This is a genomic window from Pseudomonas sp. ML96 (assembly GCF_000761545.1).
GTDB lineage: Bacteria > Pseudomonadota > Gammaproteobacteria > Pseudomonadales > Pseudomonadaceae > Aquipseudomonas.
Genome location: NZ_JPMY01000027.1, coordinates 1 through 14887 on the forward strand (window position 1 = coordinate 1; position 14887 = coordinate 14887).

Genomic DNA, 14887 nt, shown 5'->3' on the forward strand with positions numbered 1-14887 from the left:
CCCGCCAGACCGGCATGCCGCCGAGCCTGTGGCGGCTCGAGCGGCTGCGCCGGGTTGGCTAAGAACCTGCTTACGAGTTTCTGAATTAGAGCCAGGCAAGGCAGAAACGGCTGAGAAAGCGCAGTTTACGAGCGGTAAATGAGCATTTCGAAGCCGTTTCTAACGCAGCATGGCCGCGAGTCAGGAGATCGGAAGCAGGTTCTGATCGTCACTTACCGATCAGGGTGAAGTAGCTGGTCATCAGGTTGCGGTAGTTGGGGATGTGGTTGGACAGCAGGTTGCCCAGCCCTTCGATGTCGTTGCGCCAGTCGCGGTGCAGCTCGCAGGCCACGCTGAACCAGTTCATCAGCTGCACGCCGGCGGCGTTCATGCGCGCCCAGGCGGCCTGCTGCACGGTCTTGTCGAAGGTGCCGGAAGCGTCGGTAACGACGAACACGTCGAAGCCCTCGGCAATCGCCGACAGCGCCGGGAAGGCCACGCACACATCGGTCACCACACCGGCGATGATCAGCTGCTTGCGCCCGGTCTTCTTGATCGCGGCGACGAAGTCCTCGTTGTCCCAGGCGTTGATCTGGCCAGGACGGGCGACATAGGGCGCGTCCGGGAACAGCTCCTTGAGTTCCGGCACCAGCGGGCCGTTGGGGCCCTGCTCGAAGCTGGTGGTGAGGATGGTCGGCAGGTTGAAGAACTTGGCCACGGCGCCAAGGGCCAGGACATTGTTCTTGAAGTCGCTGGGGGTGAAGTCCTGCACCAGGGAAATCAGGCCGGACTGATGGTCGACCAGCAGAACGACGGCGTCGTCCTTGTTCAGGCGCTTGTAGGGAACGGACATGGCTGACACTCCTTGCTTTCGGGTTGAATTCAGTGGCGTGGCGCGGCGAGCAGGTGGCGGATGCGCACCGGCTCACCAGGTTGCTGGTAGCGCCTGGCGGCGGCCTCGATGCGCTGCTCGGCGCGGGTGACGCGGCCGTGGTGGCGCAAGTGCTCAAGCCAGGATTCGTCGAAGAACAGTTCCTGCCACAGGCTCGGGTCCTCGCTGTCCTGCAGCAGCGCCCAAGAGAAGGCACCGTTGCGCCGGCGCATGCGCCGTACGTCGTGCATGGCCAGGCGGAAGGCCGCAGCGTCCTCGGCGGCGATGCGGTATTCGACGGTGACCAGCACCGGGCCGCGCTCGCGGTCCAGCGCGGCATCGAGGATCGGCGTCGGCCAGTGCAGCGACGGCGCCAGATCGTCGGCCTGGGTCGCCGGCAGGCGGAACCACAGGCGCGTCAGCAGGCCGAGCACCAGCAGCGCGCCGCCGCCGGCGAAGGCCCAGGTCAGGGAGAAGTGGCTGGCCAGCGCGCCCCAGGCGATGCCGCCGATGGCCGAGGCGCCGAAGAACACCAGGATGTACACCGACAGCGCGCGGGCCCGTACCCAGGCCGGCACCGAGGTCTGCGCCGCCAGCTGCAGGCTGGACAGCACGGCGATCCAGGCCGCGCCGCTGAGCAGCATCAGCGGCGCCAGCCAGGCGAACTCGCGTAGCCAGGCCAGGCCGAACAGCACCGCCGCGTAGGCCAGGCTGGCGGCCAGCACTAGGGCATCGCCGCCAAAGCGCGCGCGTAAGCGTGGCAACAACATGGCGCCACCAATGGCACCGAGTCCGACGCAACCGAGCAGGATGCCGTAGTCCAGCGCGGTGCCGCCCATCTCGCGGCGAACCAATACAGGCAGCAACGCCATGCCGGCACTGGCGCCGAGGAAGAACGCCGCAGTACGCACCAGCACTGCCTGCAATGGCCGTGCGCTGCGGGCGTAGCGAGCGCCAGCGCGGATCGCACCGAACAGGCGTTCGGCAGGTAGCACCGTCTCGCTCGGTGCACGCTTCCACAGCAGCAGCGCGCCGATCACCGCGAAGAACGACACCGCATTCAGGGCGAAGGTCAGCCAGGGGCCGCTGAGGCTGACCAAGATGCCGGCCAGCGCCGGGCCAATGGCCCGCGCCACGTTGACGCCCAGACTGGACAGCGCCACCGCCGCCGGCAGCGCGTCGCGCTCGACCACCTCCGGCGCCAGCGCCGACCAGGCCGGCATCATCAGCGCGGTGCCGATGCCCATGCCGAAGGTCAGCAGCAGGAGCAGGGTCACGTTCATCTGCCCGCTCAGGGTGAGCAGCGCCAGGGCCAGAGCGATGGCGGCCATCCACACCTGCACCAGCAGCAGGTAGCGGCGCTTGTCGACGATATCGGCCAGTGCGCCGGCCGGCAGTGCCAGCAGGAAGATCGGCAGCGCCCCGGCCACCTGCACCATGGCCACCGCCAGCGGGCTGGCGGACAGCGAGGTCATCAGCCAGCCGGCGCCGACCTCGTGCATCCAGGTGCCGATATTGGAGGCGATGCTGGCCAGCCACAGCCAGCGGAACACCGAACTGCGCAGCGGTGCCCAGGCCGAAGCGGAGGCATTGTTCAGGGTCTTGTCCATGCACCCCACCCGGTATCGCGGCTGCTCATGACGAACTCTCCAAGGCAATGTCGTCACTATCCGCAGCCAGGTGCGCGGCGGCTTGCACCGATGTGCTCTTTACGCAGGCGGCAGCCGCTGCGCACGGGCGCACTACCGGATGGCTACGGGCAGCACATCAGGCCAAGAAATGCCGGCGGCAAGCGCCGATAGTGGCCGCTCATCTTCGTGGAGAGTTGCCATGCCCAGCCTGCCGTCCGCCCTCACCCTGCCCGCCAACCCGGCCTGGGGCCTGCTGCTGTTGCGCGTCGGCGCAGCGCTGATGATGCTTTTGGTGCATGGTCTGCCCAAGGCGCTGGACTGGTCCGGCGAGCTGCAGCGCATCGAGGACCCGCTCGGCCTGGGCGCCACGCTAACCCTGAGCCTGGCGCTGTTCGCCGAGGTGCTCTGCCCGTTGCTGCTGATCCTCGGCATCTGCGCGCGCCTGGCCTGCCTGCCGGTGCTGGCCGTGCTGCTGGTGTCACTGCTGCTGGTGCACCCGGAGTGGAGCCTGGAGCAAGGCCAGTTCGCCTGGTTGCTGCTGGTGCTGTATGCCGGCCTGGCCGTTAGCGGCCCCGGCCCGCTGGTCGCCACTCGCCTGCTGGCGCAGGGCGGCCTGCGCCAGGCGGCTTGATCTCAGACGCGCTGGCGCCGCGGTAGATCCAGCAACAGGGCCAGCACCAGCGCGCCCATCGCCACACCGAACAGCAGGCCATAGTGACCGTCGCTGCCGGCGAACAGCGCCGAGTAGGCGTAACCCGCCAGTGCCTGGAAGGTAGCGAAGGACACCGTGGCGCGAGTCCAGGTGGCATGCTGGCCGGCATGTTCCGGCACCAGTTCGTGTACCCGCGCCAGGGCCAGCGGCACGATGCCCGGCGGGAAGGAGCCGATCAGCAGCGCCGCAGCGCCGAGCAGATGCAGCTCGCTGCTGCCGAGCAACAGGGCCAGGGCGCCGAGCTGGATCGCCAGCACCAGGCGAATCGCCGCCGGCGCGCCCAGGCGGTCGGCGAGCGAACCGTAGGCCACTGGGCCGACGATGGCGCCAATGCCGTACAGCACCCAGATCACCGCGCCCCAGTGCGCACCGGCGTTCAGACCGCGACTGACGTAGTCGACCAGGAACATCATCGGCGCCACCAGGCCGACTGCCATCAGCGCGTACTGGGCAAACAGCCGGTACACCGCCACGGAGCTGCCGGCCACACCTTCGCCCTGGGCGGCATGCGGTTGCTCGGCCGGCCAGCCGAACCAGCTGCTGGCGGTCAGCAGCAGCGCCAGCAGGCCCAGGCCGACCCAGGTGCTCAGCAGGCCCTGGGCCAGCAGCAGCGGCAACAGGGTGCCGGAGCCGGCGATACCTAGGCCGACGCCGAGGAAGATCGCGCCGCTGGCCAACCCGCGCCGCTGCGGCGCCACGTGCGGCAGCACGGTACTGGCGGCCAGCACCATGATCACCCCGCCGGCGATGCCCGAGAGCAGGCGCCAGCTGAAGAACCAGGCCAGCGACAGCGGCGTGGCGCAGGCGAAGAACGACAGGCCGACCAGCAACATCATCAGCCGCAGCACATTGGCGCTGGACCAGCGTGCAGCCAGCGCACGACCACCGAGGGCGCCGATCAGGTAGCCGGCGAGGTTGGCCGCGCCGAGGTAGACCACGGCCGAGGCGGAGAACCAGTGCGCCTCGATCAGCACCGGCACCAGCGGGGTGTAGGCGAAACGGGCCAGACCGATGCCGACCAGGCTGGCGCACAGTCCGGCCCAGATCGGCAGCCAGGGCGAGCCGCGCGAGGTATCGGTGCTGGAAGTGGAAAGGGTCATGACGGACTCCTGGCCTGGACTGCAGGCGGTGGTCGGAAGCGATGGTGCCGATCATAGAGACCTTGACGCATGAAATAACGCAGCGTTATCAAACACCACCCATGCAATTTTGCATCACCCATGGAGCCCTGCGATGAACTGGGACGACGCCCGCATCTTCCTCGCCCTGTGCCGCGAACAGACCCTGCGCGGCGCCGCCCGCGTGCTCGGCGTCGACCAGGCCACGGTCGGCCGGCGCCTGGCCTCGCTGGAGCAGGCGCTGAACGCCACTCTGTTCCTGCGCACCTCCGGCGGCTACAGCCTGACCGCCGCCGGCGAAGTGGCCAGGGCCGCCGCGCAGCAGATGGAAGCCTCGGCGGCCGAGCTGCAGCGACACATCCTCGGCATGGACGACCGCATGGCCGGCGAGGTGCGCATCACCACCAGTGAATCCTTCGCCATCGACTTCGTGCTCCCGGCCATCGCCCGCGTGCGCCAGGAGCATCCCAACATCGCGGTGCAGCTGCACGCCTCGGCGCAGATGCTCAACCTCAGCCTGCGCGAGGCCGACATCGCCATCCGCAACGTCAAGCCGGACAACCCCGACCTGATCGTACGCCGCGTGGCGCGTTGGAGCGCCGCCCTGCACGCCTCGCCCGACTATGTGCAGGCGCACGGCATCCCCGAGCCGGGCAGCGCCTTCGCCGGGCACGACCTAGTGCTCTACCAGCCCTACCTGGACAGCGGCCAGGAAGTGACCCTGGCGGGCGAGCCGATCACCCACGGGCGCATCGCCACCACCTGCACCTCCGGGTTGCTGGTACGCCACGCCCTGCGCGCCGGCCTGGGCATCGGTGAGATTCCCGTGCCGCTCGGCCAGCAGGACGGCCTGCTGCGCCTGTGGCCGCAGCGCGAACGCTTCCCGTACGACATCTGGCTGGTCACTCACAAGGACGTGCGCCATACGGCGCGGGTCCGGGTGGTGATCGAGGCGATAGCGGCGGCCTTCGCCGCCGCCGGCTGAGCTCAGTCGGCGTTGGCCATGTGCTGGCGGATGCGCTCGCGCAGCCAGCTCTCGGCCGGGTCGCTGTCGTAGGCGCCACTCCAGACCATCGACAGCTCCGCCGGCTGCACCTCGAAGGGAGCCTCCTCGGCGCGCAGGCTGCCGTCGTCGGCCAGGGTGCAGGCGGCGTAGTCCGGCACCGTGGCGATCATCTCGGTGCCGCGCAGCAGCGCGCGCAGGCTGCCGAACTGCGGTACCGCCAGCACCACGCGGCGGCTGCGGCCAACCCGCGCCAGGTCGGCGTCGATATTGCCGGACAGGTCGCCGGAGAACGACACCATCACATGCGGCCGCGCGCAGTATTCGTCCAGGGTCAGCGGGCCGGGACGATCGTCGCCACGCAGCACGCGCACACCGATGTCGCGCAGTTTGCGCCGCTTGGCGTTGGCCGGCAGGTCGGTGGTGTAGCTGACGCCCACCGAGATCTCGCCGGACGACAGCAGCCCCGGCATCAGCAGGAAGTTGGCGCGGCGCACCACCACCACGATGTTCGGCGCCTCCTGCTGCAGGGCATTGAGCAGCGACGGGAACAGGCCGAACTCGGCGTCGTCCGACAGGCCCAGGCGAAACACGTTGCAGCTGCTGGCCGGGTCGAAGGCCTTGGCCCGGCTCACCGCCGAGGAGATCACGTCCATCGCTGGGCGCACTTCCTCGAAGATGTGCAGCGCCCGTGGCGTTGGCTCCATCTGCCGGCCGTTGCGGATCAGCAGCGGGTCGTCGAACAGGTCGCGCAGGCGACTGAGCGCGGCGCTGACGGTGGACTGGGTGATGAACAGCTTCTCGCCTACACGGGTCAGGTTGCGCTCGATCATCAGCGCCTCGAACACCACCAGCAGGTTCATGTCGAGGTGACGCAGCTCGTTTCGGTTCATCGACCCTCATCCGGATATGCGGTTACTCCTAGCATTTGAGCATGCAGGCAAGGCACCGACTTGAACATTTGTGCGAATTCTCGCGCCGGCCAATCTGCACTTGAGAAGCCGTTACGTATCCTCTACGGTAAAACCATCTCGCTGCAAAGCGAAAAGAAAATTCACTTAAGAATCAACGAGTAACAACATGATTCGGCTAGGCGAAGCATGGCTCTCAGTTGAGCGACGGGAGGCCTTCCTACAGGGTAGACCGGTCCGTCTCGGCAGCCGCGCGTTCGCCATCCTGGAAGTGCTGCTGGCCGCGCCCAATCGCCTGGTGACCAAGGACGAACTGATCAGCGCCATCTGGCCGGACAGCGTGGTCGAGGAAAACAATCTACAGGTGCAGGTCTCCAGCCTGCGCCGCCTCCTCGAACTGCCCCCGCAGCTGCTGGAAACCGTGCCACGCCGTGGCTATCGCCTCAATCTTGCCGCCCAGGGCGATGCGCCAATCGCTGCCGCCCCTGCCCCGCAGCCCGCTGCCGACGAGGCCTGGAAGTCCCAGGCCCACGTACATGTGGTCGACGACGAGCCGGCCGTCTGCGCCGCCCTGGTACGCCTGCTGCGCTCCATGGGCATCGCCGCCAGCGGTCACGAATCGGCAGCCGCGTTCCTCGCCGCCTGTTCCTTCGAACGCCCGGCCTGCCTGCTGCTCGACGTGCGCCTGCGCGACGGCAGCGGCTTCGATCTGCTCGACGAACTGGAACGCCGCCAGGCGCCGCTGCCCATCGTGTTCATGACCGGCTTCGGCACCATCGATATGTCGGTGCGCGCCATGAAGGCCGGTGCCGAAGGCTTCCTGACCAAGCCGGTGGACGAGCAGCAACTGCTCGTCGCCGTGGAGGAAGCGATGCAGCGCGCTCACAGCCGTCACGCCGAGAGCACCCTGTGCCGCTCGCTGCAGGCCCGCTATGCGGCGCTGACCGAGCGCGAACGGCAGATCTTCGCGCGGCTGCTGCGCGGCCAGCTGAACAAGGAGATCGCCGGCGAGCTGGGCCTGCAGGAAGTGACGGTCAAGGTGCACAAAAAGCACATCATGACAAAACTGCGCACAAGGACGCTGGTAGACCTGCTGATGGTGGGACGGGCGCTGGGCATGCTCCCGGAACTCCATGCCGAGCCGGCCTGAGCCATGCTCGCCGGCGCCCCTCTCCTCAGCCCGCCGCAGGCCGCACATGCAGGTCGTTTGCGTCATCGACGACGAACCCTCGGTTCGCAAGGCCGTCGCCAACCTGCTCAGGTCGGCGGGCTACCAACCGGTGTGCTTCGAAGCCGGCGAGAACTTCCTCGCCTCGCCCTGGCGCGCCCAGGCCAGCTGCGTGCTGCTCGACCTGCAGATGCGCGGACTGCAGGGCCTTGAGGTGTTGCGCGCACTGGGCGGCGAGCGGCCGGTGATCTGCATGTCGGCGCATGCCGGCGAACAGCAGGTCGCCGAGGCGCTGAGCATCGGCGCGGCGCTGTTCCTGGCCAAACCCTTCACCGCCGAGCAGCTGCTGCAGGCCATCGCCAGCAGCCTGGCGGGGCAACTATGAACGCCCCGTCGCCACTGCTGGCAGGCAACCCGAGTTTCGATGAAAGCTGGCTGGCCGGCGTCGAATGGCGCGGTCTCGACCGTGCCGGCGAGCTGAGCCGCTGGCGCGTGCGCGACGCCCGTGCCGGCCGCCAGTGGCTGGTGGTACGCGCCAGCCCGCGTGCCTCGCTGTGGGAGCTGGCGCGGCTGGATCGTGAATACGCCCTTGGCCCCGGCCTGGCCCAATCCTGGGCGGTGCCGCCGCTGGCGCAGCTGAGCACGCCCGAGGGCCCGCTGCTGGTCCTCGATGAAGACGGTGGTCGCCCGCTCTCCACCGTGGCCGCCATACCGCTGTCGGTCGAACGCTTCCTGCAGCTGGCCATCGCCACCAGCGCGGCGCTGGCGCAGATGCACCGGCACGGCGTGCTGCACCGCGATATCCGCCCGGACAACCTGATCCTCGGCCGCGATGGCGCGGTGCGTCTGACCGGCTTCGCCTTCGCCGCCCGCGTCGACGGCTGTAGCGAGGGTGCGCCGCCGCTGCCCGATGCCAGCCTGGCCTACCTGCCACCGGAACCGGTCTCCTCAGTGCGCGGCGACCTGTATGCGCTGGGGGTCAGCTTCTTCGAGCTGCTCAGCGGCCGTCTGCCATTCAGCGCCACCGACCCGGTGCGCTGGCTGCACCAGCACGTGGCCGTAGCGGCGCCGACCCTGAGCCAGCATCGCCCCGGCCTGCCGGCGGCACTCGACGACCTGCTCGCCTGGCTGATGGCCAAGCAACCCGGGCAGCGTCCCGATTCGGCCCAGCAGCTGGAAGCCGAGCTGCGCCGCTGCCTCGACGAATGGCGCGAGAGCGGCAGCATCCGCCGCCTCTCGCCCACCACGCTCGGCAAGCGCAGCGCCAGGCTGGTCGGCCGTAGCGCCGAGCTGCAGAGCCTGCGCAGCGCCGTCGCCCGCCTGCGCCAGGGCCTGGGCGGCGCGGTGCTGATCAGCGGCGAGGCCGGTATCGGCAAGACCTCGCTGATACGCCAGCTGCGCCGCGACGAGGACGCCGAGACGCTGCTGTTCGCCAACGGCAAGTGCGAGCTGTCGCGCCACCGCCTGCCCTACGCCGCCCTCTCCGCCGCACTGGCCTCGCTGTTCAGCCGTCTGGCCGGCGAGACGCCGGATCAGGTGCGCCACTGGCAGCAGTTGCTGCGCGACGCCGTCGGCCATAACGGCGCCCTGCTGGCGCGCCTGATTCCGGAGCTGGAATGGCTCACTGGCGCCCTGCCCGCCAACCCCAACCCGCCAGCGGTGAGCGAAGCCCGTCGCCACCTGCACGGCATGCTGCAACGCCTGTTGGCGGTGCTGGCTACGCGGGAACGACCGCTGTTGCTGTTCATCGACGACGTGCAGTGGCTAGACGAGGAAAGTGCCACCTTCCTCGGCGAACTGCCGCCGTCGAGCTTCGATCATCTGTTGCTGGTCGCCGCCTACCGTCCCCAGGAAAACCAGGTGGACGGCGCGCTGGCGGTGCTGCTCGAACAATGCCGTAGCCTCGGCGCGCGCACCCACGAGATCGTCCTGCAGCCGCTGACCCCGAGCGAGATCGGCGCCCTGCTGCAGGCCGAGCCAGGCCTGCGCGACGACGAGCAGGCGCTGCTCAGCGAGCATCTGGGCCGACATGGCAACGGCAACCCGCTGTACCTCACCCAGCTCACCGCGCTGCTGCGCGAGACCGCCGCCGGCGAACGCGACGGCCACTCGCTGGCACTGCTGGAGGATGCCGGCGCACTGCTGCAGCTGCGCCTGCAGCACCTGCCGCAAGCCACCCGCGATACGCTCGGCGCCCTGGCCATACTCGGCAACCAGACGCCGCTGCCGAGCCTCGCCGCAGTCAGTGCCTGCGCACCGCAACAGCTGCTGCAGCTGCTGCGTCCGGCATTCAAGGCCGGCCTGGTGGTGGAGAACCACGAGGGCCTGAGCTTCAGTCACGACAGCGTCTGGGAGTCGGCCCGCGCGGCCATTCCCGAGGCCATGCAGCGCGTGATGGGCGTCGAGTTCGCCAGCGCCCTGCTCGCCCTGCTGCCCGGGGAAGATACGGACGCGGAAGCCGTGTTCCGCGTCGCCACCCAGATCCTCCGTGCCGGCACGGGGCCACTGGAGCCCGCACAGTGCCAGACCTTCATCGCACTGCTGATGCGCGCGGCGCGCCTGGCCATGGCAGCAGCCGCCGCGGCCACCGCGCTCGACTATCTGCAGCATGCCCGAAGCCTGCTGGCCGAGCGGAACTGCGCCACGCCCGGACTGACCCGTGAACTGGACCTGCTGATCGGCCAGGGGCTGATCCTCAACGCCGACTACGGCCGAGCCGACCAGCACGCCAGCACCCTGCTAGAGCACACCGTGGCGCCCCTGCAGCGCGCCGAGCTGTATCGCCTCAAGTGCGAGATCCGTTCACTGCGCGGCGACTATGCCGGCGCCGTCGCGGTCGCCACCGCCGGCCTGCATGAACTCGGCGCGGCGCTGCCGCTGGATGCCAGCCAGGGCCATGCCGAACAGGCCTGGCAGGCCCTGCAGCGGGACTTGGCCGGGCGCTCGCCGGAAGTCTTCGCCGAGCTGACCGAGATCGACGATGCCGGCGTGCAGGCGGTGATCGAGCTGCTCTCCGCCGTGGTCATTCCGGGCTCGTTCATCGCCGCCAACCTGATGCTGCTGAGCAGCTGCCGCATCGCCAGCCTGACCCTGCAGCACGGCCTGTGCACCGCGGCCGTACCAGCGTTGGCCTGGCTAGGCGTAGCCGCAGCCCACCATCTGCAGCAATACCAGCTGGGCTACCAGTACGCCGCCACGGCCCGGCGCCTGACCGAGCTGCCGCAGCACAGCGCCAGCCGCGTGGCGGTGCTAGTGGCGCTGGACCAGGTCAGCGTCTGGACCCGCCCCCTGCCCTTCGCCCTGGAGTGCGCCGAGTCGGCCTTCCGCGCCAGCCTGGCGCAGGGTTCACCCAGCTTCGCCTGCTACGCCAACAACCACATCGTCTCCGACCTGCTGGTACTCGGCGCCCCTATCGAACGCATGCTGCGGCAGATCGACACCGGCCTGGTGCTGGCCCGCAACCTGGAGTTCATCGACGCGCAAAGCATCCTCCATGCCCAGGCCCGCTACATTCGCCGCCTGGCCGGCGACAGCCCCGGCAGCGTGCCGATCCCGCCCGTCGAAGAACTGGCCGAGCGGGTGGCGCGCAGCAACATGGGACCGCTGCATTTCTGGTGGCAGCTGTTCGAGGGCCTGCTGCACTTCCTCGAGGGTGACTTCGAGGGCGCCGCCGCACATATGGATCGGGCCTGGGCGCTGACCTGGGCGGTGCCGGCGCATATCCACCTGATCGACCTGGCACTGTTCAGCGTGCTCAACCGCGCGGCGTTGCAGACAGCCAGCGGCCAGCCGCAGGAGTTCGAGCTGCCGATGCAGCACCTGCGCCTGTGGGCCGAGCTCAACCCACGCTACTTCTCCGACCGCCTGGCCCTGGCCGAGGCCGAGCTGCTGCGCCTGCAAGGGCGCAACCTGGAGGCGCTGCAAGGCTACGAAGACGCCATAGCCAAGGCCGAGCAGTGCGGCGCCATCCACCTCAAGGGCCTGTCCCACGAAATGGCCGCACGCAGCTACCAAAGCCTCGGCCTGCAGGTGGGTGCGCAGACCCACCTGCGCCAGGCCCGCGACGCCTGGCGGCGCTGGGGCGCGAAGACCCTGGCCCAGCAACTGGAGACCGAGCATGCCTTCCTGCGCGAGCAGAGCACGCCGCGCACTGGCGCCCAGGCGCAGCCGGCCAGCCAGCAACTCGACCTGCTGTCGATCACCCGCGCCTGCCAGGCGCTGTCACGCGAGATCGAACCGGACGCGCTGATCGAAACGCTGCTGGCCAATGCCGCCATGCATGCCGGCGCCACCTACACCGCGCTGTTGCTCAGCGACGAGGACGGCCTGCAGGTGGCCGCCAGCGGCCTGGCCGGCAGCCGTGGCATCGACGTGTGCCTGCGCCCGCCGCCCAGTGCTGTGGCTGCCGCCCCGCTGAGCCTGGTCCGGCATGCCATGCGCCAACGTGAGCCACTGCTGCTGAGCGGCACCGAGGCCTACCGCCGCTTCGGCGAGGACGCTTATCTGGCGCGGATAGAGAACGGCTCGCTGCTGTGCGTACCGCTGCTCAAGCAGAACGAGGCGATTGGTGCGCTGTACCTGGAGAACTGCCTGACCCAGGGCGCCTTCGAGCCGGCGCGGGTCGACGTGCTGGAACTGCTCGCCGCCCAGGCGGCCATCTCCCTGAGTACCGCCAGTCTGTACGCCGACCTGCTGGCGGAGAACCAGCGCCGGCGCGACAGCGAGGGCACCCTGCAGCGCACCCAGGCGCTGCTCGCCATCGGCCAGGCGGTGAGCCACTACGGCACCTTCCTCTGGCGCCACCAGAGCGAGCCTTCGTTCTGGTCACCGCGCCTGATCGCCGAGCTGGACCTGCCGGTGCCAGCGGACGACGAACACCTGCGCGATGCGGCCGTACTGGTGCACGCCGACGACCGCCCGCGCTTCGTGCGCACCCTGGATGAGGCGCGGCGCTATCAGCAGGCCTTCCGCCTGGAGTTCCGCACCGTGGCGCTGGACGGCACTGCCCGCCATCTGGAGCTGGCCGGCGAGCCGGATGGCAGCGACAGCTTTATCGGCGTGGTCTGCGACATCAGCCAGCGGCGCCAGGCCGAAGTCGCCCTGCGCGCCGCGCGCGGCGAGCTGGATCGCACCTCGCAGGCCACCATGCTCGGCGAGCTGGCCGCCTCCATCGCCCACGAGATCAACCAGCCGCTGGCCTCGATACTGTCCAACGCCGGCGCCAGCCTGCGCTGGCTGGAGCGCCCGCAGCCGGTCCTGGAGGACGCCATCGAGGGGCTGCGCGACATCCTTGGCGAGAGCCAGCGCGCCGCCGAGATCGTCCGCGCCATGCGCACCCTGGCCCGACGCAAGCCGCTGGCGCGCAAGCCAGTGACCCTGGAGCGGGTGATCCACCAGGTGCTGGACATCACCCGCGCCGACCTCGACGACAAGCACGTCGGCGTGACCTTGCAGCTCGCGCCGACGCAGCCAGTGTTCGCCGACACCATCCAGCTGCAGCAGGTACTGCGCAACCTGATCAGCAACGCCGTGGAAGCCATGCAGGCGCTGCCGCCCAGCACCCGGCGCCTGGCCATCGAGGTGCGCGCGGTTGGCCATGAGGTACTGGTGACGGTCGAGGACAGCGGCCCCGGCGTGCCGGCGGAGAAGCTCGGCAAGGTGTTCCAGGCTTTCTTCAGCACCAAGGCCAGCGGCATGGGCATGGGCCTGGCCATCTGCGCCTCCATCGTTGCCGCCCACGGCGGCGTGCTGGGCGCCACCCGCGGGCGCCACGACGAGAGCCTGTTCTTCTTCACCCTGCCGACCCAGCCAGGCGCCTGAGCTTCAGAACTTTTCAGGACTGGCAAAGGACTCGCACCCGGCCAGCGGCGCACTCTTTCCGCCATTGCAGAAGGAGGAACGCCATGAACGCTCTAGCCATCCCGGCGGCGCCCACCCTGGATAGCCACACCTACAGCCTGATCATCGACCTGCAGGCGGCCCTGGAAGGCAGCGAGCGCGATACCGTCTCCGCGGCCGGCCGGCAGCTCTGCCGACACCTGCTAGAGCGCTACCAGCAGCCGCAGGAAGCCAGCGCGGAACGCCTGTCGCTGGCGCCCTGGCAGGAACGCAAGGCCAAGGAGATTCTCGCCCGCAGCCTGACCGCGCGGTTGTTCATCGCCGACGTCGCCGAGCAGTGCGCCATGTCGCGCAGCCACTTCTCCCGCGCCTTCAAGCGCGCCACCGGCATGTCGCCGCAGGAATGGTCGCTAGACCTGCGCGTGCGCCGGGCCAAGGAACTGCTCTGCGACCAGGCCATGCCCATCTCGGTGATCAGCCTGGAGTGCGGCTTCGCCGACCAATCGCACTTCAGCCGCATGTTCGGCAAGCTGGTCGGCACCACGCCCAAGCGCTGGCGCCAGCTGAATATTCCACTGGCCGAGTCGGCCTGATTACCCCTAGGGATATGTCCCTGGGGATAGCGAGCTAGAGCGGCGCGACGAACAACAGATTCTTCAGCCCGGCATCTGGGTCGATATCGGCGAACTCCGGCGGATTGGCCAGGCGTTCGACGAAGCGCAGGCCCGGAGCCTCGCGAGCCATCTCATCGAGCAGAAAGTCCGGGGCGATGGACGGATCGTTGCAGCAGGCCAGCACCTTGCCGCCCGGCACCAGCAGCTCGGGCAGGCGACGGAGGATCTTGGCGTAGTCGCGGGTCAGCACGAAGCTGCCCTTCTGGAAGCTCGGCGGGTCGACGATGATCAGCTCGTAGGGCCCCTCGCGGCGCAGCTTGCCCCAGGAGTTGAACAGGTCGTGGCCGAGGAAGCTCACCCGCGCCAGGTCATGCTCGTTCAAGCGGTGATTGTCGCGGCCACGGCTCAGGGCCGGGCGCGACATGTCCAGGTTGACCACTCGTTCAGCGCCACCGGCAATGGCCGCCACCGAGAAACCGCAGGTATAAGCGAACAGGTTGAGCACGCGCCGCCCGGCCGCCTGTTCGCGCACCCACTGGCGGCCCAGGCGCATGTCGAGGAACAGGCCGCTGTTCTGCTTGCGGCCGAAATCGAGGCGGTAGCGCAGGCCGTCCTCGACGATATCGCCGGTATCGATCGGCTCACCGACCAGATACTCGGTAGTGCTGTCCGCCAGGTAGCGATGCTGCAACAACAGGTGGCCAGCGCCGCTGCTTACCCAGGCCGGTGACTCGGCCAGTGCCAGCAGCATCTGTCTGAGCTCGGCCAGTTCGTCCGCGCCGGGATCACGGAACAGCGAGACCAGCAGCACGCCCTGTAACCAGTCGGCAGTAATCTGCTCCAGGCCCGGCCACTGCCGGCCGCGACCATGAAACAGGCGGCGCGCCTCACTGGGCAGATCGGCGAAGGCAGCGAGCAAATGCTGCTGCAGGGTGGCGATGGCGGCGCTATTCATGGCAAGCAGAGACGAAAGAAAAGGGACGGCATTTTAGGGTCTGTTGACGTTTCGCCGCGACCGCGACGGAGCCAGTTTTTGCGCGGG

General features: G+C 68.9%; 11 protein-coding genes. 6 read left to right on the plus strand and 5 right to left on the minus strand.

Annotated elements, in window-relative coordinates; genetic code table 11:
* Positions 1–208: 208 nt before the first annotated feature.
* Complete coding sequence (gene ycaC, locus IP89_RS14465) at positions 209–832, minus strand: isochorismate family cysteine hydrolase YcaC (RefSeq protein WP_043310293.1); 624 nt, start codon at positions 830–832, stop codon at positions 209–211.
* Positions 833–861: 29 nt separating this feature from the next.
* Positions 862–2460 carry an MFS transporter gene (locus IP89_RS14470; protein WP_043310294.1) on the minus strand — a complete coding sequence of 533 codons (1599 nt, stop codon included), beginning with the start codon at positions 2458–2460 and terminating at the stop codon, positions 862–864.
* Positions 2461–2680: 220 nt separating this feature from the next.
* Between IP89_RS14470 and IP89_RS14475 the strand changes: the two genes are divergently transcribed.
* Positions 2681–3112: a DoxX family protein gene (locus IP89_RS14475; RefSeq protein ID WP_052081089.1), complete on the plus strand. Its 432-nt coding sequence runs from the start codon at positions 2681–2683 to the stop codon at positions 3110–3112.
* 2 nt (positions 3113–3114) lie between these two features.
* Here the strand turns inward: IP89_RS14475 and IP89_RS14480 are convergent, their stop codons facing one another.
* A complete protein-coding gene (locus tag IP89_RS14480) occupies positions 3115–4293 on the minus strand; it encodes a YbfB/YjiJ family MFS transporter (protein WP_043310295.1) in 1179 nt (392 codons plus the stop codon).
* A gap of 133 nt (positions 4294–4426) precedes the next feature.
* Here IP89_RS14480 and IP89_RS14485 point away from each other — a divergent pair, with 133 nt between their 5' ends.
* A complete protein-coding gene (locus IP89_RS14485) occupies positions 4427–5296 on the plus strand; it encodes a LysR family transcriptional regulator (protein WP_043310296.1) in 870 nt (289 codons plus the stop codon).
* A gap of 2 nt (positions 5297–5298) precedes the next feature.
* Here the strand turns inward: IP89_RS14485 and IP89_RS14490 are convergent, their stop codons facing one another.
* The gene (locus tag IP89_RS14490; RefSeq protein WP_043310297.1) at positions 5299–6207 is read right to left on the minus strand and encodes a LysR family transcriptional regulator; all 909 of its coding nucleotides are present in this window, start codon (positions 6205–6207) and stop codon (positions 5299–5301) included.
* A 187-nt stretch (positions 6208–6394) separates the two neighbouring features.
* Here IP89_RS14490 and IP89_RS14495 point away from each other — a divergent pair, with 187 nt between their 5' ends.
* From IP89_RS14495 to IP89_RS22800, 4 genes are all read left to right on the plus strand, one after another.
* Positions 6395–7375, plus strand: a complete 981-nt coding sequence (locus IP89_RS14495; protein WP_043310298.1) for a response regulator — start codon at positions 6395–6397, stop codon at positions 7373–7375.
* 46 nt (positions 7376–7421) lie between these two features.
* Positions 7422–7778, plus strand: a complete 357-nt coding sequence (locus IP89_RS14500) for a response regulator (RefSeq protein WP_043310299.1) — start codon at positions 7422–7424, stop codon at positions 7776–7778.
* A complete protein-coding gene (locus IP89_RS14505) occupies positions 7775–13213 on the plus strand; it encodes an AAA family ATPase (RefSeq protein ID WP_043310300.1) in 5439 nt (1812 codons plus the stop codon). The genes IP89_RS14500 and IP89_RS14505 overlap by 4 nt, the downstream gene beginning before the upstream one ends.
* Positions 13214–13296: 83 nt before the next feature.
* Positions 13297–13824, plus strand: coding sequence for a helix-turn-helix domain-containing protein (locus IP89_RS22800; RefSeq protein WP_052081090.1), 528 nt, complete (start codon positions 13297–13299; stop codon positions 13822–13824).
* A 34-nt stretch (positions 13825–13858) separates the two neighbouring features.
* Here the strand turns inward: IP89_RS22800 and IP89_RS14515 are convergent, their stop codons facing one another.
* Complete coding sequence (locus tag IP89_RS14515; protein WP_043310301.1) at positions 13859–14800, minus strand: class I SAM-dependent methyltransferase; 942 nt, start codon at positions 14798–14800, stop codon at positions 13859–13861.
* Between the last annotated feature and the right edge of the window lie 87 nt (positions 14801–14887).